Genomic DNA, 26,625 nt, shown 5'->3' with positions numbered 1-26,625 from the left:
TCAAACCTATCTAATAGTCAATATTGGCTAGGTTTGAGTAAGATTTTTGGAACGGTAAGGAGTGCTAGGATAGTCCTACGCGTAATTGATATCCTATGATAGATAGTTGATACATTTTAATTTGATACTGCGCCTGTGCTTTTATATTGACTATCCTTTTGCCGCCCCATTGATTAACGATAGAGAGTGTTATGCCGCCAAACTTTCATGCCGATACCCCGCTTGCCCAGCGCATGCGCCCAGCGACGCTCGATGCTATCATCGGTCAAGAGCATCTGCTGGCAGCTGGGGCACCGCTACGACGCTTGGTCGAGCAAGGCCATCTGCCCTCCATTATCTTGCACGGTGAGGCAGGCATCGGCAAAACCACCATTGCTATGCTATTGGCTGATGCCGTGGGTCGGCCGTTTCATGCGTTGTCGGCACTCAATACGGGGGTCAAGCAGTTACGCGAAGTGCTGGAGGTTAAGGACTCGTTGAGCTTTGAGTCGCCGGTGGTGTTTATCGATGAGATACACCGCTTTAACAAAGCGCAGCAAGATGCCTTACTTGGCGCCGTCGAGTCTGGGGATATTACCTTGATTGGGGCAACCACCGAAAACCCCTCATTTAGCGTCAACAATGCTTTGCTATCGCGTTGTCAGGTTTATCGCTTGGAGCCACTGACACCCGAGCAAATCGCCGCCGTGTTGCAGCGTGCTATCTCAGAAGATAGCATTTTCAAAGACTTGGTCGTGGATTTGCAGGCACAAGACACTATTAGCCAACTGGCACACGGCGATGCCAGAAAGGCGCTTAATCTACTAGAGCTGGCCATACAAACGGCGGATACCAGACAATCGCCGCTGATCATCGATGATGCGCTGGTCGCTCGCGTTGCACAAACGGCGCTGGTACGCTATGACAAAGACGGCGAGCAGCATTACGATATTGTCTCTGCCATGATAAAGTCCGTGCGCGGCTCCGACCCTGATGCGGCGCTCTACTGGATGGCGCGGATGCTGGTGGGCGGAGAGCCAGCTGATTTTATCGCGCGGCGTTTGGTCATCTTGGCGAGCGAAGATATCGGCAATGCCAACCCCAATGCCCTACTCCTCGCTGATGCCGCCCTACGTAGCGTGCAGTCCATCGGTATGCCAGAGGCGCGCATTATATTAGGGCAAGTGGTGGTGTATCTGGCGACCAGTGCCAAAAGCAACAGCACTTATAAAGCGATAAATGCGGCGATGGCCTTGGCAGAAAAAGACGCCTCTCCCGTACCGCTACATCTGCGCAATGGCGTGACCAAATTGATGCGAAATCAAGGCTACGGGCAGGGCTACGCCTATCCACACGACTACCCAAATCATTATTATCCGCAGCATTATCTGCCAGATACGCTGCTGGGTACGCGCTTTTATTATTTTTCTGATAATCAGCGAGAGCAGCACAGCAAGCAGTTTATGGACTGGCTAAAATCCCAATCTGCCAGTAACTTTTAAAACCTGCCCGTTTATTAGTAATACTGAACGCTGTTTTTGACAGACTTCGGCATATAGTTTGGAGATGGGGCAGCACGATAGGATGAAAAGCGTTAAAATGTCCTCATAATGATATATAAGCAATGAGGCAATCGTGCCTAGCGTCCGTACCTATAGCCGGGTCGTGCCCATCATCGAATAAATGTAGCCAGCGGCACGTTTCCTAATCGCAACAGCCTATGGCGTCAGCGGCTGTTACTATAGGCAGATCATGCTATATATGTTACCTCACACCTATCTACACATAATAAAATATCGAGACTTACTATGAGTTTAAATACCATTCCTGAGATTATCGAAGACATCCGTGCTGGAAAAATGGTCATCTTAATGGATGATGAAGACCGCGAAAACGAAGGCGATATCATCATGGCCGCCACCCATGTGCGCCCTGAAGACATCAACTTTATGATCACCCATGCTCGCGGCCTAGTGTGTCTGACCCTATCGCAAGCGCGCTGCCAACAGCTAGCACTACCGTTAATGTCTGATCGCAACGAAGCAAAGTTTAGCACCAACTTTACGGTGTCTATCGAAGCGGCTGAAGGCGTCAGCACAGGTATCTCAGCGGCTGACCGCGCGCGCACTATTCAGGCAGCGGTCTCTGCATCAGCCAAACCCGAAGACATCGTACAACCTGGCCATATCTTCCCTATCATGGCACAAAACGGCGGCGTCCTGCACCGTGCCGGCCACACCGAAGCAGGCTGCGACTTGGCTCGCCTAGCGGGACTGGAGCCTGCAGCGGTCATCGTCGAGGTCATCAACGCTGATGGCACGATGGCACGTCGTGACGATCTTGAAATCTTTGCCAAAGAGCACGGCATCAAGATGGGTACAATCGCTGATCTGATCAATTACCGTATCGCCAACGAGCAAACGGTAGAAGAAGTAGAGACGCGTCCTTTTGAGACCGAGCATGGGACTTTTACCTTGCACCGCTTCCGTGAGTTTGGCGCTGAAGAGACACATTTGGCCTTGGTCAAGGGCGATGTCAGCGAAGGCGTCAGTACTGTTCGTGTCCATGGCTTCCATCCGCTGCGTGACTTGTTTGCCGCCAAAAACGATATGACAGGTCGTAGCGGATGGAGCGTACAGTCAGCGTTGGAAGAAATCAGCGCCTCAGAGCGCGGCGTGCTGGTTTGGATTGGTAGCAATCAGCCCGTTGATCTAGGCGATGCGCTGGATAAAGCGGCGGACAATCAATCGCAATCAACCATCACCCAGCAGCCGTATCGTAGCATCGGGGTTGGCGCACAGATTTTGCGTCATTTAGGCGTGCGTGATATGCGTTTATTGTCATCACCCATGAAGTTTTATGCACTATCAGGCTTTGATCTAAACGTAGTAGATTTTGTGCATGCACCCAAGCAAGGCTAGGCGCTGTGATCATTATTTAAGCACTATTCGATAGTGATTAAGTGGCCTTATCAATCATAAAAAAAGCACGCTTATAAACTGAGCGTGTTTTTTTATGTGCGAGTAACATCTATAAAAGTTGAGGCTCAGACCTCAGGCATATGACCAACGGTCGCTTCTAATGCCAATAGGCGCGCGCGCTCGGCGCTGCTCCACGGCAATTTGTCCTTGCCAGCGCTGTCCAAGCGCACCACCACCGCCTCAGCCGTCGCCACTACCAGACTTTGCGCCGTACTATAGTAACTATACTCCATCACGATACTGGTACGGCCCAAACGCTGGCAGCGCACTCCTAATAACAAAGTATCAGGGTAGACCACAGGACGCAAATACTGACAGCTTGACTGTGCCAATACCGTCACCATGCTGCCATCAAACATGCCTAATGCCTGCAGATAAGCAATACGCGCTGACTCAGCATAACGATAAAACACCACGTTATTTAGATGGTTAAAGGCGTCCATCTCGCCCCAGTGAATCGGCTGATGATGGATGACGGGATAGTAAGCCAGCTCAGTCGCTAGGGGCTCATTGACTGTCGGTAAATCGGCTGGTAGGGAGCGGTTCATAAAGTATCCTTTTTTATCATCCTATTTTTTATTATTTGGGTGTGTCTTATCATCGAGCACCAACGACTAGCGCTGCGATTTGGCTAAGACTTGCGTGGTCAATAGCGCCGTGGGCTTGGGTGCTTCGACAATCAATTGATCTAGCCAATTGATCACCTCTGCCACGTCGTTGGGGGCTTGCATCATCGTGATATTGGCCGTTTGATCTGACGCTTGCAGGTTGGCCTGTTTCTGCCGCTCATCAGCGCTTGGTGTGAGGGTTATGAGCTGTTTGCGTGCCTGCGACAGATAACTGATGAGCTGCTCACGGTCGCGCATATTGCTGGCTTGCATGGCCAAATTCAGCGTCATAATAGTCTCGTGGATGGTCAGCTGCCTACGGGTCAGTGACTCCTTGTCTTTAGCTGTGTTTGCAGCTGGGGTTTTATTGTCCTTGCTACCCTCTTTATGATCGTGACGCTCATGGCGATGCAAAAAGGTTTGGATATTTTGCATGGCCAAGTTATGCATCTGCCACGGGCTTGGCTGCGAGCTTTGCGCTTGTAGACGCTCAATGTCTTTTAGCAGGCTTTGCTTAATCACTACCGTCAGCGCAGGGGCAATCTCATTACTGCTTTGCGACAGCTGCCAGTGTAGCCCTCGCAGCAAATCAATCGCCGCGCTATCGTTGTTATCCACCAGCAGCCTATCCACCGCTTTTATTTGAATACGCAGTAAATCCAGCTGATTTTGCGCTTGGCTACTGGCTGCCACGCGCGGCTCAGGTAGCGTCTGCTGACTCATGGCAAACAAGCGATCATCCATCTCGTTTAAACGGCTGACAACTTGCTCGTTACTTTGCAGACGCTCGTGAACACTCTGCTCAAAACGCTGCTGGCTGATATATAACCAGAGTAAGGCGGCGATAAGCAATAAAATCGTCAGCCATTGTAAGCGTATGAGTAGCATATTTGCTTGCCGGCGCTGCTGGATAGCAGAGAGGTCCTTGGGTGAAGTCTCAGGGTTCATAGACATAGTACAGCACCGTTACTGGTAGATTGGGTCATGGTTGTCGCAAGCCGTATAAAACAGGAAGACGCATCCTGATGACAAAACAGCCATATTCTAGGCGTATCAAGCACTGATCGCAGCCAGTATGGTGGCTGGTGCCAAATCCTCCACCCGCCAGTAGCTCAACTGCTCATCGGCAACCATATTGGCCAAGCGCTCACCCAGCACCACATAAGCAAAGTCCGACAGCTTGAGCTTGGGCAATCCATCAGCACTTGTACTGTCTGCCAATGGCTGCTTTACAGTATCCTCAGCACTCGTCTCATCATTTGCTTGTCGCTTACCTTGACTGACCACTTGCCGCCAATGCTCAAAGGCGGTGGCACTACTAATGATAACGATCGGTTTTGACTGTTTGGATATAGGCTGTGGATGCTGAGCGGTGCTTGGCGCTGCTGGTACTGCTTCTGATGATAGGGGGCTAGGCACAGAAGCGGCCGTAGAAAACTGCTGTAACCACTGATTGTATTGCCTATAGGCCTCGTGAGGCATGATACGCTCGTACCAAGCGATGCTATCGATATGGACACCGCGCGCTTGTAACGTGTTGACCAATAAACGGCGGCCACCAAGACCGCGCCATACCAATAGCTTGTCCCCTGCTTGCAAGCTGTCGATCTCTGGCATCGCAAGCATGCCTTCGTTGTTGGCCACGCGCGGCTGCAGCACGTGATAGCTTGCCGCCTTGATTTTTGCCTCATTTAAGACCGCAGCTGTCGCCTCTCCTACCGCAATTAAGTGACTGGGGGCGCTGAGGTTTTGCCGCTCGGTGGTTTTTTGGCTTTCATTGTTTTGGCTTGCATTTTTTTGCTTGTCACCATTCCTCTCAGAGTGCTGGCCATGGTGCTCGCGGGCAAGCGCTTGCCAAACCGCTAGTCCCGCTGCTGCCGCCGTAGGACTGACGATGACCAGTGCCTGATAGTCGCCTGCAAACCACTGACGCATCAGCGCCATCTCCGCATTTGTGATAGGACGCGGCTGTAGCGTTAGCATCGGAATCTCTACCACGCTTAGACCCGCAGCTTGTAAATACTGCGTCAACGGAGCGGCACGCTCTACCGGTCTGGTATTGATGACCACACGCGTAGGCGCTGATGAGGCCGCACTCTTATGCCGAGCGGTAGGTTTTGAATGAGATGAGGTAGATGACATAGACGTACCATGACAAAAATCAAAAGAAATAAACAAGTCGCAAACCCATCTTAATTACTGGCTTGCAGCTCAGACAGCGGTATCTGCGTATTATTTGGTATCATAAATCGCTGATAAAATAGCGCCTGCACCATCTGCAAGTAACATATCAGCCACATCGATACCCAGCTGATTGGCCTGAGCTTCTTGCTCGTCTTGGTTACCAGTTAAGGTAATGCGTTTTTCTGCTTTTAGCAGCTCGCTACCATCGGCCTGCCCCACGCGCCCGCGCAGCCACAATATGTTGCCGTCGTCATTGTTGCCATTTTCGGTATTTTCCGCACGGTCACCCTCGGTCTCGTCTGCCATTTGCAAGACCGCATAGGCTGCGATCGGTACCTGACAGCCACCTTCTAAATGACGGTTGAGGGCACGCTCAGCAATCAGGCGAATACGCGCTTTATTATCATTTAGCGGTGCCAATAGCTGCAATACTGCATCATCGCCCTCGCGGCACTCAATCGCCAACGCCCCTTGCCCAACCGCGGGCAGACAAGCATCTATATCCAGCTCACCGCGAATACGCTCGTCCAGCTTAATACGCTGCAAACCACTGGTGGCCAAAATAATCGCGTCATACTCGCCTGCGTCCAATTTGCTCAAACGGGTACCAACGTTACCGCGCAGGGTTTTGATTTGTAGATCTGGGCGATAAGCCTTGATTTGACACTGACGGCGCAAGCTTGAGGTGCCAACGATAGCGCCTTGCGGCAACGCATCGATACTATTGTATGTATTGGACACAAACGCATCGGTTGGGGCGGCACGCTTGCAGTACACCCCCAACGTCAAGCCTTCAGGCAGCTGCATGGGCACATCTTTTAGCGAATGCACGGCGATATCTGCGTCTTTATTATAAAGCGCTTGCTCAAGCTCTTTGACAAACAAACCCTTGCCGCCAATTTTTGCCAGTGGCGTGTCCAAAATTTTGTCACCCTTAGTGACGATTTTTAGCAAATTAATCGTCATCTCAGGATATAGCGCCAACAGACGATCGCGGATATGCTCAGCTTGCCACAAGGCTAATGGGCTTTGGCGCGTGGCGATGTTCAAGGTAGTCAAAGCAGGTTGCTGCAGATTGCTCATAAAAGGCCTCAATAAGTTTGATATACAATATCAGTGCGAATCATCTCTGAATGAAACGATACGGTCGATTTGCCACAAAAATGGGCGCTATCACTCGTTGATAGTAAACGCTAACGCAAAAAAATACCCCTATTTAAGCATAAATAAGGGTTTGATGATATGGGATGATTATTTCTCTATAAAAACAGTCAGTTACAGATAGCGCTTTACATGCTTTGGATTTTATCACGTAACGCTGGCAGGTGGCGACGACTCACCGCCAATGTCTCATCGATGCCTTTAAAGCGCACTTGATATTGGCCGGCATCCAAGGTTTCTAAGTAGTCCAAAAAGCTCAGATTGATAATGGCATTGCGATGGACGCGGAACAACCGGTCTTCAAACTCTTGCTCAAGCTCTTTTAGTGTCTCATCAATCAATACGATACCATCCTTGTGACGGACTTTGACGTATTTTTGATCGGCAGTAAAGTAGTAGATGTCTGTGAGTTTAATCAATTCGACACCGCGATGGGTACGAGCGGCGATATGCTCACGTATTGGCCGCGCTGTCGGGTCCTCAAGCTTACGGATTTCGTTGAGCTGGGCGGCATTTAGATTTTTGGCTTTGTTTAGCGCCTCCAGCAGCTCGTCTTTATTGGCAGGTTTGAGCAAGTAGCCGATGGCATTGGCCTTGAGAGCAGCAATGGCATAGTGATCGTAGGCGGTGACAAAGATAATGGCTGGCGGATGCTCAAGCTCGTTCAGCGCTTGCGCACAGCGCACCCCATCCATCTCAGGCATACGAATGTCTAATAATATGATATCTGGCTGCTGGGTTTTGACAGCGACAATGGCTTCTGCCCCTGTCTTGGCTTGTGCCACCACCTGATGGCCTGACTCTTGTACAATTCTGGCCAAACGCTCACGCGCCAATGGCTCATCATCGCAGACTACGATCCGCATGCAAACTCCTGTTTTAGGACATACTTAATACGATTTAATGAAATAATTCATCAACCTATTATCAATAATAACACTAACGCCCAAGGACTTAGCATAAAAAAATGTTTGATTATTGCAGGTATTCTGAACATTTAATTTAGGCAGCGACAGCGCTTATTTATCGGTCAAATACATATTAGATATTGACGATTATCGTGCCGATTATAAACAGTACGCTGCAATAACTGTGCCATACTTTATATTAATCATATTAAACAAAAGTTTGTATTAGTAATAGGTATCTATTGATAATCGCTAGCTTACAGATAGCTAGATGACAGACCGCTATATCCCGACGTCTTGTAGCGGATAATCAATCAAGGTAATGATTTGGCTGTTGGTCACCTTGCTTCTGATATCGGCGCTTTGGCCAAAGTACGAGCGCAGACGCTCTGCTTGGATATAAAAATTCATGTGCTGGCGCAAGTCATGATTGATCATCAAGTTTTTTTTGGGGAGCTGGACGCTGATGGTGATGTTGACGCGGTGCTCATACCAAGTGACTTTGATATGAATAAAAATCGTCTCTGTGGTCATCTCCACCACGTTAAGGAGCATTTTTTCTAACACACTTTGCAGCGTCAAGGCGGTGATGACCATGTCATACATGATGTCTTCATCTGGCAGCTGCCAAGTGACATCAAGCTTGTCAGATAGCCGGCTAGACTCGATGGCCAAATAGTGCTCACACAAAGCGATCTCTTCTTCAAAGCTGATCTCACGCGCGCCACTAAAGCTGGCGCGAAACAGCGCTGAGACATGCTGTAGCAACTGGGAGGCGCGCGCTGGATTGGACTCCATCAGCGACACCAGTGTGTTGATGGTATTAAAGAAAAAATGCGGTGTGATACGGGCTTTGATTAAGTCGTTTTGGGCGTTTATTTTGTGCTCAAATGATTGATTAAGGGCATTCATCTCATGATAACGGCGCAAAAAGTACAATAAAAACACCAAGGTAAAACCGCCTGTAAGGATTAAGTCAAAAACCACTTCTAACACGAAGTTTTGTAGGCTGTATTCGTGCCAGCCCATGTTTATCATGACCAGCAAGACCAATACCATAGAGACAGCAGAGGCCAGCATAAGGATGGCGAGCACATACATACTGACCTTGGGTATGCTCATGCTCTTAAAAACAGGGCGCAGATAATCGATGATATATAAAGAAGGGATGATGCTTAAGGTGTTTTGTATCACTCGGCTGCCAAGCTTGATTATAAAGTCAGACCAAGTAGCTAGATCATGGCGGTCGATCACCGTGACAAACAGCGACCAAAAAAAGATATAAATCAGCCACTGCCAAGGCTTCATGACTTCCATGAGCTTGGGGATAAAAAACTCTAAGCGCTCCGCTAGTAAGGCAACCTCATCATTTGCTATACTTGAGTTCTTATTCTCTTGACTTGTCTTGTATCGATATGAACGCCAACTCTTCAAACCCTAGTAATCCTGAATTAAATAAAAACGTGTCAGTCTCTGATTCTAGCACAGATGACTCTACGACAAATAACGCGGCGCAAAACAGTCCTGCCAGCGCGCCAGGCCAGCAGATGTGGGGCGGACGATTTAGTGAAGCGACGGACAGCTTTGTGGCCGCTTTCACCGCTTCGGTCGGCTTTGATCAACGCTTTGCTCGACATGATATCCAAGGCTCTATCGCTCATGCGACCATGCTCAAAGAATGCGGGATTTTGACCGCTGATGAAGTGGCGACCATCATCGATGGTCTACAGCAGGTATTAGCTGAGATCAAAGCAGGTGAGTTTAATTGGTCTATTACCCTAGAAGACGTACACATGAACGTCGAGTCACGTCTGACTGATATCGTCGGCGCGGTGGGCAAAAAGTTACACACTGGCCGTAGCCGTAACGATCAGGTGGCCACCGATATCCGCCTGTGGCTACGCGAAGAAACCGACAATATCATCGCGCTGTTGGTGCGTTTACAAAACGGCTTGCTGGATTTGGCCGAGCAGCATACGGACACCATCATGCCAGGCTTTACGCATCTACAAACCGCGCAGCCTGTCAGCTTTGGCCATCACGTGATGGCATGGTTTGAGATGCTCTATCGCGATACCGAGCGCCTCGTCGACGCCCGTCGCCGTATCAATCAGATGCCACTTGGTAGTGCTGCGCTTGCTGGTACGACCTTTCCGATTGACCGTACCATCACTGCCAGACTGCTAGGGTTTGATGGCATTTGCCAAAACTCACTCGATGCGGTCTCAGATCGAGATTTTGCCATTGAGTTTACCTCAGCAGCCTCTATCCTTATGATGCATATGTCACGCATGAGCGAAGAGATTATCCTATGGATGTCGGCGCAGTTTAACTTTGTACAGATACCCGATCGCTTCTGTACTGGCTCGTCGATCATGCCGCAAAAGAAAAACCCTGACGTGCCAGAGCTGGTACGCGGTAAAGCGGCGCGGGTCTTTGGTCAATTAATGACATTGTTAAGCCTGATGAAAAGTCAACCGCTTGCGTATAATAAAGACAATCAAGAAGACAAAGAGCCGTTATTTGACTGCGTCGATACCTTGACAGGTTCGCTACTGGCATTCGCTGATATGCTACCAAACATCACACCAAATAAAGACAGTATGCGTCAAGCGACCATGAAGGGCTATGCGACAGCGACTGATTTGGCAGATTACCTAGTACGTCAAGGCGTGGCATTCCGTGATGCCCATGAAGTGGTCGGCAACGCTGTGGCTTTAGGCATCAAAGAAGGCGTTGATTTAAGTGACTTGTCATTGGCGCAGCTTCAGCAATTTAGCGACGCGATCGGCGATGACGTCTTTGATTACCTAACGCTAGAGGGCTCACTCGCCGCCCGTGATCATCTGGGTGGTACCGCGCCCAATCAGGTCAAGCAAGCGGTGGTTAATGGACGCGCGCGCTTAAAAGCTTTTGCATAATTTGCATAAACAGAGACATGATATTCCGACGCAGAACGGGTATAAACTTTCCTTATGGGCTGTGCCTGTTCGGACAGATGCTGCGTAAAACTCACCCCAGTCCCGCTGTATCGTTTTTATCCTGAACTCACTATACAACACCCGCGCCTAGCACTTACGTCTTAGCGCGGGTGTTTTTTTGTCCTCACATCGCCAAAACTTTCATCAAACCGCTTGGCTGTTACCGTCTATACACCCGATAGCCTTTGCTAAATTTACTCAGATCGTTATCATAGGGTGATATTCATAGTTTATAAGGAGCCTCTAATGACTGAGACTTTTAACCCGCAAGCCAATACCGTGTTTTGCCGCAAATACAAGCAAGAGCTGCCAAAAATGCCGCATCCACCCTTCCCCAATCAAAAAGGCAAAGAGCTACAAGAAACAGTCTCTGACAAAGCGTGGAAAGAGTGGCTAGAGCAGCAAACCATGCTAATCAACGAAAACCATCTAAGCATGATGGACCCTGAGGCCAAAAAGTTTTTAACTGAGCAGCGTGAGAAGTTTTTGGACAACGAAGACTATGAGCGCGCGCAGGGCTGGACACCAGAAAAATAAAAATTCGGCATCACTTTTATACTTATACCAGTATGTTAAATATTAGAACGCGCTATCTTTAAATAGCGCGTTTTTTTATTTTTTAGTGCACACTTAGTCGCACACAAGGTAGGATTTTTATAAATCCTCTTATCACCTTTAGTCCGTATCTGGCAATCCAACGTCCGTGGTTGACATGTTCGCTGACATTGCGCCATCGTGACGTGCCGCCATCCGATCATTGGCTTCTTGCACCGCTTTTTCGACCAGTGCATAGTCTGAGTGGCGTACATCTTGGCCGCTGATATAGTTGATGACCAGCTCGGCGATGTTTTGCGCATGATCACCAATCCGCTCGAGCGCGCGCAACACCCACACGATATTAATGACCTTGGAGACGTGGCGCGCGTCTTCCATGATATAAGTCATCAAGGCACGCATCGCTGATTGATACTCTTCATTGACCACATCATCATTGCGCATCACCTCAAACGCCTGCTCAGCATTGGATTGACTAAAAGCCTCTAGCGCATTGTGCAGCATCAGACGTACTTGATTGCTCAGATGCTGCACTTCGGCATAGCCATACGCTGATTTGCCTTGGGCGGCGAGCTTATTGGCCATTTTGGCGATTTTGACCGCTTCATCACCGATGCGCTCCAGATCCACCACGCCTTTACTGATGGACATCACCAAACGCAAGTCACCGGCCGCAGGCTGGCGCTTGGCGACCAATAACAAGATATGCTCATCCAGCTCGACTTCCTGCCGATTGATATCAAAATCCATCTCGATGACTTCTTGCGCCAGTGTGTCATCCTTGTCAATAAGTGCGTGAATGGCTTTGGCAACTTGGCTGGCTGCATGGTCGCCCATCACCAAAAACAGACGAATGGCTTCATCCAAATCTTGATCAAAACTTTTGGAGATATGCTTGTCACTTTGCATAAGAGGTATTCCCTGAATATCTGTATATTAATGGCGTGCTGCTAGCATAGCTGTATAGTCGATTTTAAATAAAACAGATACATCATATGTCAACGTGGAACTGGTATAAATTTTCCTTGCGTGCTGTGCCTGCGCCGACAGAGGCTGCGTAAAATTTATCCCAGTCCCACTGTATCGTTTTTATACGGAACTCACTATATTGTTGTTATTAAAAATTAACGATAGTTTTAATCTGTACAGCGTTAGCCATAACGACCCGTAATGTAGTCTTCCGTGGCTTTTTGCGTAGGCGTGGTAAATATCTGATCGGTCTCGCCCATCTCAACCATATCGCCCAGATACATATAGACCGTGTAGTCTGACACTCGCGCCGCCTGCTGCATGTTGTGAGTGACAATGGCGATGGTATAGTCTTTTTTTAAGTCTTCAATCAAATCCTCGATGGCGCCTGTCGAGATTGGGTCAAGCGCCGAAGTTGGCTCATCGAGCAGTAGCACTTCAGGCTTGGTAGCGACACTACGAGCGATGCACAGACGCTGCTGCTGCCCGCCTGATAGCGACAAACCTGAGGCTTTGAGCTTGTCTTTTACCTCCGGCCATAGTGCCGATTTTTTTAGCGCCCATTCCACCCGATGGTCTAGCTCAGCTTTGCTTAGTCTTTCATAAAGACGCACACCAAAGGCGACATTGTCATAGATAGACATCGGAAACGGCGTCGGCTTTTGAAATACCATACCAACCTGCGCACGTAGCAGGTTGACATCGATGTCTTTGCCCAAGATGTTTTTGCCATCGAGGTTGATACTGCCTTCTGCACGCATGCCAGGATATAAATCATACATACGGTTAAAGGTACGTAGCAGGGTCGATTTGCCGCAGCCGGATGGCCCGATAAAAGCAGTCACTTTTTTATCAGGAATGTCGATATTGATGTTTTTAAGTGCCTGAAAATCTCCGTAATAAAAGCTTAAATCACGAATTTGCATCTTCGCTGCTGGCATGTTTTTGGGAATATCATGCTGTGTTTGCTTAGTTAAGTTTGCCGCATCTGGCTGCGACAGTTGCGTGGTCGTCGCCATCGGTCTGTTTAATAAGCTGGCTGTGCTCGTATCAAAGTTGTTGCTATCTGCTGTGCTACGCGTTTTGCTGATGACGTCATTCATAATATTATCCAACCTAGCTTGATGAATATAAATTTAAGTAACTGCTATATATAAGGTGATTTGGTGGTAGGCGTTATCTACTCTGGCTACTATTTGCTGGAGCTGCGACCACCGATAAACCTTGCCAATACATTTAGTACCAATACCGAAGCAGTAATCAGCAATGCAGCGGCCCATGCAAGTGTATGCCAATTATCATAAGGACTCATGGCAAACTGATAAATAGTGTTCGGCAAGTTGGCAATCGGCTCGCCCATATCGGTACTAAAGTATTGATTATTCAATGCTGTAAATAGCAAGGGCGCGGTCTCACCAGTGATTCTGGCAAAGGCCAACAGCACACCAGTGGTCAGCCCCGCTCGAGCCGCCTTAATCGTCACTTGCGTGACCATCTTCCACTTCGGCGTGCCCAGTGCATAGGCCGCTTCACGAATGCTATTGGGCACCAAATTGAGCATGTTTTCTGTCGTGCGTACCACCACTGGCACCACAATCAGTGCCAATGCTAGTGCGCCCGCCCACCCAGAGAAGCTTTGACCTTTAACCATCAAAGCATAAATAAACAGACCAATGACAATCGAGGGGGCAGAGAGCAAAATGTCATTTAAAAAACGCGTCACCTTGCCAAGCAGGCTGCCTTGCGCAAACTCAGACAAATAAATCCCTGTCATCAGGCCAATGGGCGCGCCGATAAATAATCCCGAAAACGCCAACATCACCGAGCCGACAATGGCGTTGCGTAGGCCGCCTTCGCTCATCGGCGGCGGCGTGTCGGCAGTAAAGATAGGCATTTGCACCATGCCCTGAAAGCCTTCGACAAACAGCGTCACCAGTATCCAAAACAGCCAAATCAAGCCAAATACCATCGCCGATATGGCAAAACCCAAACCCAGCTTATTGGCCCAGCGCCGTTTGTTATAAAGACGCTTGTCGTAGCGGCTATCAAAGCCAGTCGGCGCAGGTAACGCTGAGTGCATCGCATTAGTAGGCATAAAACTCATTTCCCATATTTTCATCAGTACCAATAATCATCAAAATCTATCAAACCAATCGAATCATTAGCGGTTGCCTGCTTTTTGATCCATACGCATCAGCATGAGCTTAGCCAGCGACAGCACAATAAAGGTGATGATAAATAGTATGAGGCCAAGGTGCAGCAGCGAGGCCAGATGTAGCTCACTAGAGGCTTCGGCAAACTCATTGGCCAGCGCTGAGGTAATGGTGACGCCAGAGGTAAACAGACTTGGACTGATATTAAAGGCGTTACCAATAAGAAAGGTCACGGCCATGGTCTCACCCAGTGCCCGACCCAGCCCCAAGATAACCCCGCCGACCACGCCTGCTTTGGTATAGGGCAAGATAATTTTAAACATCACTTCCCAAGTGGTCGCGCCCATGCCGTAAGCTGACTCTTTAAGCAGGTCTGGCACGACAGAGAAAACATCGCGCATGGTAGCGGCAATAAAAGGAATAATCATAATGGCAAGCACCAAGGAGGCGGTAAACATGCCCAATCCCATTGGCGCACCGGTAAATAGCTTGCCGATGATAGGCAATGGGCCAATATGCTCGATAAACCACGGCTGAATGTGGTCGCCAAAAAACGGCGCAAAGACAAACAGTCCCCACATACCGTAGATGATAGAGGGAATACCTGCCAGCAGCTCAATGGCGATGCCGAGGGGCTTTTTTAAGAAGGTCGGACACATCTCGGTCAAAAAAATCGCAATGCCAAAGCTGACTGGCACGGCGATTAAAATAGCGATAAACGACGTCACCAGCGTGCCATAAATAGGCGCTAGTGCACCGTACTCATTGGCGACCGTATCCCAGTTATTACTGGTATAAAACCCAAGACCAAATGCTTGAATACTTGGCCAAGCGCCAATGATCAAAGAGAGCAAAATACCGCCCAATGATAGCAGCACGAGAATAGCAAATGCCTTAGTGGCATTGACAAATAATGCATCGTAACGTTTTTGTTTTGCCAGTTGCGACCTTAAATCATTCATAAGTGTCTCAGCATTAAATAATATTAAATCAAAATCTTTAAAAGACTCACCAGGTCTTATCACAACAAACTAAATCTTAATAAAGGGCGCTATTAACGGTCATTAATGACGCTATTTTTAAATTTGTTGTGATAAAACCTTTGAGACAACCACCGGAGAATAGGTGTCTCAAAGGGGCTTACAAGTTCTTCTATACATATGTATAAAAACTACTGAGCTGGGGTGTAGACGGGTTGACCATCGCTACCTTTGACCTCATTCCACTTGTCTTTAAACAGTGCCACTGCGGTATCAGAGAAAGGCACATAATCAAGCGCCATGGCACTATCATCACCTTGAGCATACGCCCAATCAAAGAAGTTCAGCACGCCAGCCACTTGCTTCGGGTTTTCTGGCTGCTTGTGTACCAAGATAAAGGTGGCAGCGGCGATGGGCCACGCTTGCTCGGTCTCAGAGTTGGTGATGACTTTATAAAAGCCTGCTTGCTGTGACCAATCGATGTCACCTGCCGCAGCAAAGGTCTCAGCAGATGGCTGCACGAAATTACCCGCCGCGTTTTTGAGGGCAGCGTGCGCCATGTTGTTTTGCTTGGCGTAAGCATACTCGACGTAGCCGATAGCGTTTTTCATGCGGTTGACGTAGCTTGATACGCCCTCGTTGCCTTTGCCGCCTGCCCCTGTGGCAGAGGTTGGCCATTTGATGGTTTTATCGACACCCACGCTGTCTTTCCAGTCAGTTGAAACCTTCGCCAAATAATCGGTAAAGTTAAAGGTCGTGCCTGAGCCATCTGAGCGAAACACGGTGGTAATGGCAGCATCTGGCAGAGTCAAATCTGGGTTCATGGCGGTGATAGCAGGGTCATTCCATTTACTAATCTTACCCAGATAGATATCGGCTAGAGTTGCGCCGTCCAGCTTTAGCTCACCTGGTCCGACACCATCGATATTGACAATCGGTACCACGCCGCCGATGACGGTTGGAAACTGAATAAGTCCTGCCGCATCCAGCTCTTCAGGGGTCATCGGGGCATCAGAGGCACCAAAGTCAACGGTTTTTGCTTGGATTTGTTTGATGCCACCTGAGGAGCCGATAGACTGATAGTTGACCTGACCGCCAGTCGCGGCATTATAGTCAGATGACCATTTGGCATAGATAGGCTGCGGGAACGACGCGCCAGCACCAGTGATGTTCATGGCGATGTTTTCAGCTGATTTAAAATCGCTTGCTGGAGAAGATGTCGCTGTGCTGGTGGTTTCGGCCACTGTCGCCGCGCTGGTGTCACTCTGCGCCGCTGACTCTGCGGTGTCGGTGGATTTATTACAAGCGGTGAGTACTAAGGTACAACTAACGGCGACTGCCAATAACGAATAACGCATGTAGGACTCCTAAAGTTTAACAACGATTGAACAAAGCATGATTGGTGATATGTGTGACATCTTGACAAGTTTTTATGACAGTTTGATGACAACCGCCCAACTCTTTTATCTGCGTGACAAATAGGGTCAAATCTGGCGGCGCTTGAGGCTAACGCTATTAGCCTGCGTGTCATGACTCATGGCCTCGTGCGCACGTTGACTGACATACCGATGGTCAAACACCAGTAGCCCTCATGGCAGAAGTTTGTTAGTATGAGACTGATTTACAACACTGACAGACTCGGGGTGCGGTGTACGAATGGCTGACTGCCTTTGTACATTCGCTGAGAGATCACCCGCCGAACCTGATGCGGTTAGTACCGACGCAGGGAAGTCTTCAGCACTTTATTATGTATGGCAAAGACGGGCAGAAATGCCTTGTTATCCTCATGACTGTTGGCCTAAATGCCCGCTTGGTGGTGCTAAGCTTTATAGGGTTAAGTAGTGCCAAATAATGATGAGAGATACCAAGCGTCGCTTACAGGTTGATGACATCCTCCGCGAAGGCAGGTTTTCGCGATGATAGATTTGACAGCCAGTGACGACGACGCAGTAAAAATTGCCTAGATGATAAGTGCTACCCCCGCAGCTTCTGGCGGTGTTGTTTTTATTCAAAAACCAACACGCTAGGACAGCATATGACAACCTCAACCCTACCTCCAAAGACCCAGAAAAACGCTTCTGACAAAAAAACCGACGCGCTAAAAACCCCTGCGCACCGTAGCGCCAAAGACACGCGCTTTGAAGAAGAAGCGCGCGACCTACACCGCATTCTCCCCGCCTCGCAAAAAGTCTATATCCAAGGCTCAAGACCTGATATTCAAGTGCCGATGCGCAAGATCACGCTAGATCCCACGCCTATTCAGGGCGTGGATGAGTCCGACTGGGAGCAAAACCCGCCGTTTTATGTCTACGACACCTCAGGCGTCTATACCGACCCTGATGCCCAAATTGACCTAACCCGCGGCTTGCCCAAACTGCGTGAGGGCTGGATAGCCGAGCGCGGTGATACAGAGCAGCTAAGCGGTTTGTCCAGCTCATACGGGCAAGCGCGTGCGCGTGATATCACCACAGCCAATCTACGGTTTTCCCATATCGATAAGCCGCGCCGCGCCAAAAAAGTCAATGGTAAAGCAGGCAATGTCACCCAGATGCACTATGCGCGCCGCGGTATCATCACCCCTGAGATGGAATATATCGCCATTCGTGAGACGCAAAAGCAGCATGAACTGACAGATATGCGCCAACATGACGGTGAGAGCTTTGGTGCCAATACGCCAAAAATCATCACCCCTGAGTTTGTGCGTAGCGAGGTCGCGGCCGGTCGCGCCATCATCCCAAATAATATCAATCACCCTGAATCTGAGCCGATGATTATCGGGCGTAATTTTTTGGTAAAGATTAACGCCAATATCGGTAATTCAGCACTTGGCTCGTCTATCGATGAAGAAGTGTCGAAGATGACATGGGCAACACGATGGGGCGCGGATACCATCATGGATTTGTCGACAGGCAATCATATCCACGAGACCCGTGAATGGCTGATTCGTAACTCGCCTGTGCCCATCGGTACGGTACCAATTTATCAAGCATTAGAAAAAGTCGACGGCATCGCCGAAGACCTAACGTGGGAGATATTCCGCGATACACTTATCGAGCAAGCCGAACAAGGCGTTGATTACTTCACCATCCATGCAGGCGTGCTGCTGCGCTATGTGCCACTGACGGCCAATCGACTCACAGGTATTGTCTCTCGCGGCGGCTCTATCATGGCGCAGTGGTGCCTTGCCCATCATACAGAGAGCTTTTTATACACCCATTTTGAAGAGATTTGCGAGATTATGAAGCAGTACGATGTGGCCTTTAGCTTAGGTGATGGTCTGCGTCCTGGCTGCTTGCAAGATGCCAATGACGAAGCTCAGTTCGGTGAGCTGCGCACGCTTGGTGAGCTAACGAAAATCGCATGGCAGCACGATGTACAGGTGATGATCGAAGGCCCCGGACATGTGGCGATGAACCGCATCAAAGAAAATATGGACTTACAGCTAGAGACTTGCAGCGACGCGCCGTTTTATACCTTAGGGCCGCTGACCACCGATATCGCACCCGGTTATGACCATATCACCAGTGCCATAGGCGCGGCGATGATTGGCTGGTTTGGCACAGCCATGCTCTGTTATGTGACACCAAAAGAGCACTTAGGACTGCCGAATAAAAAGGATGTGAAAGACGGTATCATCACCTATAAAATCGCCGCGCATGCCGCTGATCTGGCTAAGGGCCACCCAGGCGCGCAAGCTCGCGATAATGCCTTGTCTAAGGCGCGCTTTGAGTTCCGCTGGGACGATCAGTTTAATCTGGCGCTCGATCCTGATACCGCCCGCGAATACCATGATGAGACGCTGCCAAAAGACGCGCACAAATCGGCACACTTTTGCTCGATGTGTGGGCCGAAATTTTGCTCGATGAAAATCACCCAAAACGTCCGTGAGTACGCCAAGGGTTTGGACGCGTCAGAAAGCTTAGGCACAGAGACTATGAGCACCGCTGAGATTGAGCAAGGTATGAAAGAGATGACTGAAAAATATCATAGCGAGGGTCGACAGCTGTATAAAGAGGTATAAATCCGCTGATTTGACTGCTGTATATTTAATTACTTTATATAGCAAAAAGCTCGCTTCTTATGCCTGTAGAAGCGAGCTTTTTTTTCTTAGCCAAAGAGCCGTTTACACATTTGACGCCTGATAAATCTCTTCAATTGAGGCGTTCATGGTATCAGCAAACTCTTTATCGCTTTGTTGTTTGCTCAACCCTTCGGTAAACGCGCGTGAGAAGCTGGCAATCATACCGGGGTTTTGCTTAAGCTTTTCGCAGGCCTCACGACGACTATAACCGCCAGATAATGCCACGACTTTGAGTACTTTTGGATGATCGATCAGCTCTTGATAGAATCCGCCGTCGGTGGGCAAGGTTAGTTTGAGCATCACTTGATGGTCGTCATTTAGACGCTCAAGGTTACGCAAAATATCCGCTTTGAGTATCACTTCACACTCATGCTTTTGGGCGCTATCGATATTAACCTCAGGCTCAACGATTGGCATAAAGCCTTTGGAGAGGATTTGCTTAGCCACATCAAACTGCTGCTGGACGACAAGCTCGATACCATCGACACTTGGCTCATAAATGACTGAGCGCATCTTGGTACCAAACACGGGATAGTTTTTGGCTTTATCCAGTAGCGCGTCCAAGTCTGGCATCGGGCGCATGACTTGTACGCCGCTCATTTGCTCGGCCAAACCCTTATCGACCTTCAAAAACGGCACGATGTTTTTATCTTCCCACAGATAGTTTGCCGTTGGCTTGCCATTGACCTCGCGCTCCATGGTGTCTTCAAATAAAATCGCCCCCAGCACGCGCTCATTATCAAAGCAGTCGCAGGTCATGATACGCGCGCGCATCTCGTGCACCAGATCAAACATCGCGTCATCATTGTCATAAGCATCGCTGCTGATGCCGTAGTTTTCTAGGGCTTTTGGTGTGCTACCGCCGCTTTGATCAAGCGCGGCGATAAACCCTGAACCATCCTTTATACGCTGTCGTTGTTTTTGGTATTCCATTGAAAAAGTATCCTATTTCTATTGATTAAAACCAAACATCACCAATCGACTCAATCTATATGAGCCTTGCTATTTGTAGACAACCTTACCATAGGATGCTTTATCTGCCTATATAGGATGCGTGACAGCGCCGCCAATTTTTATGATATATCAGTTGAAAATAGCCAGTTGAAATAGTCAGTTGAAAATAAAACGGTTATATAAATTTAAACACGCTACTGATATAAATTTTACTGACGTGCGGCGTTCTCAGAGGCTGCGCAACCTACATTTAAAAATAGCATCCCAGTAGCGCTATGCTCTTTTAGAGTGCGTCGACTATAGGTATAAGAATATTATGCCAAACCACGTACATCAAAGCCTTACGTCAAACTCTTATGCCAAAAACAGTACCGCCACACAGCCAATCGCCAGCAGCAAGCCTAGCACATTGATACGACCGAGCCGCTCTTTAAACACAGCCACGCCGATGAGCGTCGCGACGGCGATGACCCCGACGTTCATCCCAGTAAAGACAATACTAGGAGAGTCGGACAATACTTGGTGGGCGCGCACATACGCATAGATATTGCCCATGTTTAGAGCGCCCAGTAATAGCCCTGCTGCCAAGGCATTACCCTGCCAACGCACGCGTGTCACAAGCAAATAAATCAGCAATAACAATCCTGCAACGCCAAAGCTGACAAACAGCGTCAGTGGAAAGGCTGTGCCTTGTTTGGCGACTTGTTTAAATAAGATATCGACGATACCATAGCCTGCCCATACGCCAAATAGCCATAGCGGGGTACGCGCGGCGGGCGGGCTCATACTAGCGTGCTCGCCTCCATCGGTATGTTTGGGCCGGTAAACCAAAGCCCCCAACGCCAAAAACCCTAAGACCAGACCAAGCACTCGCGTGCCCGTCAGCACCTCACCAAATAATAAAAAAGCGGCGATAATGGGAATAATCAGCGACAAGCGCTGGGCGGCATCGGTTGCGACCATGCCGACCGATGCAATCGCACGGCCCAAGATAATAAAAACCGTCGGCAGCAGTATCCCAAGCGCCAGAATGATGCCCCAAGCGTTGCCAAGCGTGCTTATGCTGCTGACATCTGGCGTTAATAAAAACCATGTCAGCAAAAAAGCCACGGGATAACCTGCGACGATGGTCTGGCGAATATCGATATTTTTTTGCCGCAGGATTTTGAGCAGTACCGAGACGGCCACACTGCACAGTACTGCTATCACCAAATACATCATAACCCTTACCTCTATCCTTGATTCATGTCAGAGCAACACCGCACGTCAGCAATACACAAAACCATGGCAAACAATATAAAACCACTGAATGTAACAAAATATTTCCAATATAACAATGGCTTTTTGGTGTTTTGTTGTGCTGATACTCATGGCATTTATATGCACGCAATTACAATTAGCCTGCAGGTCTGACATGAAATTTTGCTAAAATAGCCAGCACTCCCAATCACAAAGTAAAGATTCAAAATAACGACCGTCATCGTTTGTTTTGGCGTACTGCTATTGATGTTTTATCACTGCCTATGAATGCTCTATTTCGCTTTTTTGAAAACCGCTTACCGGCCTTCCCCACCACCCCCATGCCGCTGCCCTCGCCTCGTGACGGTATGCTGCAGTTTTTGTGGGCTTGTACAAAGGGGCTGCGCATCTGGCTGCTGCTGTTTATGGTGTTGTCAGCAGGCATCGGCATTTATGAAGCAATGCTGTTTGCATGGATTGGCGATATCGTCGATTGGCTTGGCGTCTATACGCCGCAGAACTTATGGCTAGAAAAAGGCGATATGCTGCTGCTGATGCTGGCGGTGATGATTGTCAGCCCGTTTTGGATTGCCTTATCCTCGTTTATTCATTTTCAGACCTTGCAAGGCGTGTTTCCCATGCAGATGCGCTGGCGTTTTCATCAGCGTATGCTTGGGCAGTCCATGCAGTTTTATCAAGACGAGTTTTCTGGACGTGTCTCAGCCAAGGTCATGCAGACCGCGCTTGCGGTGCGTGATACGGTGATGACCGTCACAGATATGTTTATGTATGTCACCGTATATTTTGTGACCAGTGGCCTTATTTTATTTAATTTAGACAGCTTGTTATTGATTCCCTTTATCCTCTGGTTTGGGTTGGTGGCGCTGGCGATATGGTATTTTATTCCAAAGCTCAAACAAACCGCCATCGTACAAGCAGATGCGCGCGCGTTGATGACGGGGCGCATCACCGATGCCTATGCCAATATCATGACTGTCAAGCTGTTTAGCCACTCACGCCGTGAGCTTGGTTATGCCAAAAACGCCATGGGGCAGTTTTTAGGAACGGTACATGCGCAGATGCGCTGGGTCAGTTATTTAGAAATTTTCACTCATCTTATCAGTGTGATTTTGGTCAGTAGTACCGCAGGAATTGGCCTGTATCTATGGCAACAAAGCGCGGTCGGGGTCGGGGCGATTGCCGCGGCGACAGCGATGGCGCTACGCCTCAATGGTCTGACGCGCTGGATCATGTGGCAAACCGCCAGCCTTTTTGAGAGTATCGGCACGGTACAAGACGGCATGCGCACGCTATCCGCGCCGCAGACGATCGTCGATAAGCCAGACGCAGCTGAACTACGCGTCACCGAGGGGCATATCGTCTTTGATCATGTCGACTTTAGCTATGAGAATGAAGACCAAGATAACTATCACGCCACCGATAAAACGTTTAAACCGTCGGTAGCGACCACTGACATGGCGCAAGACAACTCGGTCAAGCTGCTTGATGACTTTTATTTGGATATCAAACCAGGAGAAAAAATCGGCTTGGTTGGGCGCTCGGGAGCGGGCAAATCCACGTTGGTCAACTTGCTGCTGCGCTTTTTTGATGTCGATCGTGGCAAGATATATATCGATGGTCAAGCGATCGATGATGTCACACAAGACTCTCTGCGTCAGCAGATCGGTATGGTGACCCAAGACACCTCACTGCTGCATCGTACCATACGTGAAAACATCGCTTATGGCCGTCCCGGCGCCTCTGACGAAGAGATTATCCATGCCGCCAAACAAGCTCAAGCATGGGACTTTATCAAAGACTTATATGACGATAAAGGCAATACAGGTCTTGATACCCAAGTGGGTGAACGCGGCGTCAAACTCTCCGGCGGTCAACGTCAGCGCATCGCCATCTCTCGTGTTATGCTAAAAAACGCGCCGATCTTGTTATTAGATGAGGCCACCAGCGCGCTTGACTCTGAGATTGAGTTTGCCATTACCGAGAGCCTCAACGATATCATGACCGGCAAGACCGTGATTGCCATTGCCCATCGCCTCTCTACCATCGCTGCGCTCGATAGGCTGGTGGTGATGGAAAAAGGTCGAATCATCGAGCAAGGTAGCCATGACGAGCTGTTGGCACAAGGCGGCGTCTATGCGCGCTTGTGGCAGCGTCAAAGCGGCGGTTTTTTGGGCGAAGACACCCCCTAGACCGCCATCATCATAAAAATAAAACATAAGGAAGTGGGCAGTTTATGGAAGCCTTTACCCATCGTATCAATTTAAGCGGCAAACAAGCACGCTACTACGACCTTGGCAGTCTCAACCCATCAGTAGCAGCAGAGCACAGCAAACGTGCGCCTGCGCACTTTTATGGAGGCAACAGCTTTACGGTCGGTACTTATACGCCGCTGCTGCATGAGCTGGCAGCAACGTTTGATATCAGTGCGCTTGCCCTACGCGGCTACTGGTACGATAAGCCGCAAAAACGCCGCCTCACTCGAGAGCAAGACGCTGAGCTATTGATTGAGTTTTTAGAGCGCACCCAAGATCGGCCTGTGGTGGGTATCGGTCATTCGCAAGGTGCCACTGCCACCGCCATGGCCGCCGCCAAACGTCCAGATTTATTCTCCCAGTTGTATCTGATAGAGCCGGTCACCTTTACCAAAAACCAAGCACGACTGTATAACTTATTGCCGCGGCGGTTTTTGCTCAGTCGAGAGCCTTTTAAAAGCACACTGACCAAACCCGCTATTTGGACGAGCGTTGATGCGTACTATCAAGCCCTACGCGCCAACCGAGCCTACAAACGCATCAGCGATGCGCATTTATACGTGTTTGCTGAGCAAAGCTTGAGCGTCAATGCCGATGGTAGCCACACGCTGATGTTTGCCCCAGAGCAAGAGCTTGCCAACTATTTTGGTGCGCCGCATATCGACACCGCTCTAAAAAACCTTCGCTGCCCTTATACACTGATCACGGGCAAGCCAACCTTATTTATTAGCAATAAAGTCCGTAAGCAGTGGCAAAAATTCGTCCCTGCCGACAGTATCATCTCTTTACCAGATTACGGCCATCTTTTGCCAATGGAAGCGCCCAAACTGTGCGCACAAATTATCAATGGGCATTATGAAAACAGTCACTAAGCTGAGCAATGTAAGCCATGAGCGACCTTTTTGCCCCTGCCCCAACCGATAACTTATTACCTTATGATGGCAGGGTAAATGACTTCGGCCGCATCATCGATGATGACTGCCAGCTCTACGATGCATTATTGGCCGAGCTACCGTGGCAGCCTGATAGGGTGACCTTATTTGGTAAGACGCACGTCACCACTCGCCAAGTGGTATGGATGGGTGACAAAGCTCTGAGCTATCAGTACTCAGGTCATACCCGACACAGCCTGCCATGGTCAGACACTGTGTTTCACGTGAAACATCATACTGAACAGCAACTATCAAGCATCGGTATTGATGCCAACTTCAATTCTTGTCTGCTCAATTACTACCCGACAGGTCATGATGGCATGGGCTATCACGCCGATGATGAAAAAGAGCTGGGCGCGCGGCCTGTGATTGCTTCTTTATCACTGGGTGCCACACGCAAATTTGTCTTTAAGCACAAAAAAACTCAAGACAAAGTCGCGCTTTATCTTGAGTCCGGTCAGCTAATCGTCATGCATGGCGAGACGCAGCGCTTTTGGAAGCACAGCATCACTAAGACAAAAACCGTCGCCGATGGGCGCATCAGCCTAACTTTTCGGCACCTACAGCCAACTTAACGAATATAACTGCATGGGTCTGGCTAATCGCTTTTTTGTTGTACTTGTAAGACTATCTTGCCAAAGGCATCGCCTTTTTGTAGCTCATGATGCGCCGCCACCACTTCCGAGAGTGGGTAGACGCTTTGAATCTTTAAGTGTAACTTATCATCAGCGATGAGTTGTAAAACGCGTGCCATATCATCACCGCTGCGCTGCGCTTTGTAGCCTGTGACCGTTAGCTGCTTTTGCTCACCTGCTGCTTTGAGTTTATCAACCCAGATAGTCGGCAAAACAAAAACCCGAGCCGCAGGCTTGAGCACGCTCAGCGCTCGTATACCTGCCTCATCACCAACCAGATCCAGTAGCACATCAGCTTGCAGATCAGGAAACGCCGCGTCTTTGGTATAGTCAATCCAGCCTGCCAGCTTGTCTTTATCGATTAAGTCTGCAAGCTTGTCATACTTCTCAGGTGAGCAAATGACCGTGACCTTGATATCGTCGTTGGCTACTTTGTCCATCAACAGCTGTATCGCTAGGTGCCCCACCCCGCCTGCGGGTGCGTTGATGACGACGTGCTCACCTTTTTTGATAGCAGCAAACTCAACAAACTGTAGCGCGGTTTGGCCAATACAAGGCAGTGCGCCTGCTTGCTTTAGTGTGACAGGGTTGGGCACTTTGGCCAGCAGTTTGGCATCCACTGCCACATATTCAGCGTAGCAGCTGCCCTCAAAGCTCAAAGCCGCCACCTGATCACCGATGGCAAATTTATCACTACGGCTATCTACCACCGTACCTGCGACATCGAAACCCAAAATTGCTGGCTCGTTTTTATCAAACTTATTGTTTTGAATTGCCTCTGCGCCCCAGCCTTTGCCTTGACGCGTTTTATAATCGACGGGGTTTATCCCTGCATACGCCACTTCGATCAAAACTTGCTCGTCTGCCAACGATGGCATCGCCACCCCGTCTTGATACTGCATCACTTCAGGTGCACCAAACTCTTTGATGAGGACAGCGTGCTGCGTGGTTGGCAGTTGTTTTTCGGTTGTTAAATTAGACATGGTATATATCCTTATCCGTCTATTGGTTAAAGTATTTTTGGCTTTTTATACATATATTTATACACGTAA

Annotated in this window: 22 protein-coding genes and 1 riboswitch; of the genes, 8 read left to right on the top strand and 14 right to left on the bottom strand. The window is 49.0% G+C overall.

The genetic code is table 11. The features are described from left to right. The first annotated feature begins 191 nt into the window (after positions 1-191). Complete coding sequence (locus tag JFC05_RS06025; RefSeq protein WP_192993866.1) at positions 192-1,481, top strand: replication-associated recombination protein A; 1,290 nt, start codon at positions 192-194, stop codon at positions 1,479-1,481. 306 nt (positions 1,482-1,787) lie between these two features. Continuing rightward, positions 1,788-2,900 carry a bifunctional 3,4-dihydroxy-2-butanone-4-phosphate synthase/GTP cyclohydrolase II gene (gene ribBA, locus JFC05_RS06020; protein ID WP_198336186.1) on the top strand — a complete coding sequence of 371 codons (1,113 nt, stop codon included), beginning with the start codon at positions 1,788-1,790 and terminating at the stop codon, positions 2,898-2,900. Positions 2,901-3,025: 125 nt separating this feature from the next. Here ribBA and JFC05_RS06015 read toward each other — a convergent pair whose 3' ends face one another. The 6 genes from JFC05_RS06015 to JFC05_RS05990 form a co-directional block, all read right to left on the bottom strand. Further along, on the bottom strand, positions 3,026-3,508 hold the full coding sequence (locus tag JFC05_RS06015; RefSeq protein WP_198336185.1) for an acyl-CoA thioesterase: 483 nt from the start codon (positions 3,506-3,508) through the stop codon (positions 3,026-3,028). 66 nt (positions 3,509-3,574) lie between these two features. Beyond that, a complete protein-coding gene (locus JFC05_RS06010; protein WP_198336184.1) occupies positions 3,575-4,522 on the bottom strand; it encodes a hypothetical protein in 948 nt (315 codons plus the stop codon). Positions 4,523-4,621: 99 nt separating this feature from the next. Further along, positions 4,622-5,710, bottom strand: coding sequence for a uroporphyrinogen-III synthase (locus JFC05_RS06005; RefSeq protein ID WP_198336183.1), 1,089 nt, complete (start codon positions 5,708-5,710; stop codon positions 4,622-4,624). A gap of 90 nt (positions 5,711-5,800) precedes the next feature. Then, the gene (gene hemC, locus JFC05_RS06000; RefSeq protein WP_198336182.1) at positions 5,801-6,835 is read right to left on the bottom strand and encodes a hydroxymethylbilane synthase; all 1,035 of its coding nucleotides are present in this window, start codon (positions 6,833-6,835) and stop codon (positions 5,801-5,803) included. A gap of 206 nt (positions 6,836-7,041) precedes the next feature. Then, a complete protein-coding gene (locus JFC05_RS05995; RefSeq protein ID WP_198336181.1) occupies positions 7,042-7,779 on the bottom strand; it encodes a LytR/AlgR family response regulator transcription factor in 738 nt (245 codons plus the stop codon). Positions 7,780-8,103: 324 nt separating this feature from the next. Further along, positions 8,104-9,255, bottom strand: a complete 1,152-nt coding sequence (locus tag JFC05_RS05990; RefSeq protein WP_198336180.1) for a histidine kinase — start codon at positions 9,253-9,255, stop codon at positions 8,104-8,106. Positions 9,256-9,368: 113 nt separating this feature from the next. On the opposite strand from JFC05_RS05990, the gene argH reads away from it, so the two are divergent. Continuing rightward, positions 9,369-10,742: an argininosuccinate lyase gene (argH, locus tag JFC05_RS05985; protein WP_198336189.1), complete on the top strand. Its 1,374-nt coding sequence runs from the start codon at positions 9,369-9,371 to the stop codon at positions 10,740-10,742. A gap of 306 nt (positions 10,743-11,048) precedes the next feature. Then, positions 11,049-11,339, top strand: a complete 291-nt coding sequence (locus JFC05_RS05980; RefSeq protein WP_075101388.1) for an oxidative damage protection protein — start codon at positions 11,049-11,051, stop codon at positions 11,337-11,339. Positions 11,340-11,477: 138 nt separating this feature from the next. Here the strand turns inward: JFC05_RS05980 and phoU are convergent, their stop codons facing one another. The 5 genes from phoU to pstS form a co-directional block, all read right to left on the bottom strand. Beyond that, complete coding sequence (gene phoU / locus JFC05_RS05975) at positions 11,478-12,266, bottom strand: phosphate signaling complex protein PhoU (protein WP_198336179.1); 789 nt, start codon at positions 12,264-12,266, stop codon at positions 11,478-11,480. Positions 12,267-12,508: 242 nt separating this feature from the next. Next, the gene (pstB, locus tag JFC05_RS05970; protein ID WP_227526468.1) at positions 12,509-13,267 is read right to left on the bottom strand and encodes a phosphate ABC transporter ATP-binding protein PstB; all 759 of its coding nucleotides are present in this window, start codon (positions 13,265-13,267) and stop codon (positions 12,509-12,511) included. 251 nt (positions 13,268-13,518) lie between these two features. Beyond that, positions 13,519-14,421, bottom strand: coding sequence for a phosphate ABC transporter permease PstA (gene pstA / locus JFC05_RS05965; RefSeq protein WP_198336177.1), 903 nt, complete (start codon positions 14,419-14,421; stop codon positions 13,519-13,521). A 66-nt stretch (positions 14,422-14,487) separates the two neighbouring features. Beyond that, positions 14,488-15,441, bottom strand: a complete 954-nt coding sequence (pstC, locus tag JFC05_RS05960) for a phosphate ABC transporter permease subunit PstC (protein WP_192993400.1) — start codon at positions 15,439-15,441, stop codon at positions 14,488-14,490. A gap of 209 nt (positions 15,442-15,650) precedes the next feature. Beyond that, complete coding sequence (pstS, locus tag JFC05_RS05955; RefSeq protein ID WP_198336176.1) at positions 15,651-16,817, bottom strand: phosphate ABC transporter substrate-binding protein PstS; 1,167 nt, start codon at positions 16,815-16,817, stop codon at positions 15,651-15,653. A 271-nt stretch (positions 16,818-17,088) separates the two neighbouring features. Continuing rightward, a riboswitch (TPP riboswitch) is annotated at positions 17,089-17,205 on the top strand. 289 nt (positions 17,206-17,494) lie between these two features. On the opposite strand from pstS, the gene thiC reads away from it, so the two are divergent. Further along, the gene (thiC, locus tag JFC05_RS05950; RefSeq protein ID WP_227697432.1) at positions 17,495-19,480 is read left to right on the top strand and encodes a phosphomethylpyrimidine synthase ThiC; all 1,986 of its coding nucleotides are present in this window, start codon (positions 17,495-17,497) and stop codon (positions 19,478-19,480) included. A 102-nt stretch (positions 19,481-19,582) separates the two neighbouring features. Here thiC and JFC05_RS05945 read toward each other — a convergent pair whose 3' ends face one another. After that, complete coding sequence (locus JFC05_RS05945) at positions 19,583-20,473, bottom strand: fructose bisphosphate aldolase (protein WP_198336175.1); 891 nt, start codon at positions 20,471-20,473, stop codon at positions 19,583-19,585. A gap of 375 nt (positions 20,474-20,848) precedes the next feature. Continuing rightward, on the bottom strand, positions 20,849-21,715 hold the full coding sequence (locus tag JFC05_RS05940; protein ID WP_198336174.1) for an EamA/RhaT family transporter: 867 nt from the start codon (positions 21,713-21,715) through the stop codon (positions 20,849-20,851). Positions 21,716-22,017: 302 nt separating this feature from the next. Between JFC05_RS05940 and JFC05_RS05935 the strand changes: the two genes are divergently transcribed. From JFC05_RS05935 to JFC05_RS05925, 3 genes are read left to right on the top strand one after another with little or no spacing between them, the layout of a single operon-like run. Further along, entirely contained in the window at positions 22,018-23,943 is a 1,926-nt protein-coding gene (locus JFC05_RS05935; protein WP_198336173.1) for an ABC transporter ATP-binding protein, read from the top strand. A gap of 44 nt (positions 23,944-23,987) precedes the next feature. Beyond that, positions 23,988-24,878: an alpha/beta fold hydrolase gene (locus JFC05_RS05930; protein WP_198336172.1), complete on the top strand. Its 891-nt coding sequence runs from the start codon at positions 23,988-23,990 to the stop codon at positions 24,876-24,878. Positions 24,879-24,895: 17 nt separating this feature from the next. Further along, on the top strand, positions 24,896-25,513 hold the full coding sequence (locus JFC05_RS05925) for an alpha-ketoglutarate-dependent dioxygenase AlkB family protein (RefSeq protein WP_198336171.1): 618 nt from the start codon (positions 24,896-24,898) through the stop codon (positions 25,511-25,513). A 23-nt stretch (positions 25,514-25,536) separates the two neighbouring features. Here JFC05_RS05925 and JFC05_RS05920 read toward each other — a convergent pair whose 3' ends face one another. Beyond that, complete coding sequence (locus JFC05_RS05920) at positions 25,537-26,556, bottom strand: NADP-dependent oxidoreductase (RefSeq protein ID WP_198336170.1); 1,020 nt, start codon at positions 26,554-26,556, stop codon at positions 25,537-25,539. Positions 26,557-26,625: the final 69 nt, after the last annotated feature.

The sequence above is a fragment of the Psychrobacter celer genome (genome assembly GCF_016107555.1).
Classification (GTDB): Bacteria; Pseudomonadota; Gammaproteobacteria; order Pseudomonadales; family Moraxellaceae; genus Psychrobacter; species Psychrobacter celer.
The sequence above is the reverse complement of the archived record's forward strand: the minus strand, read 5'-3'. Positions and strand labels throughout refer to the sequence as shown.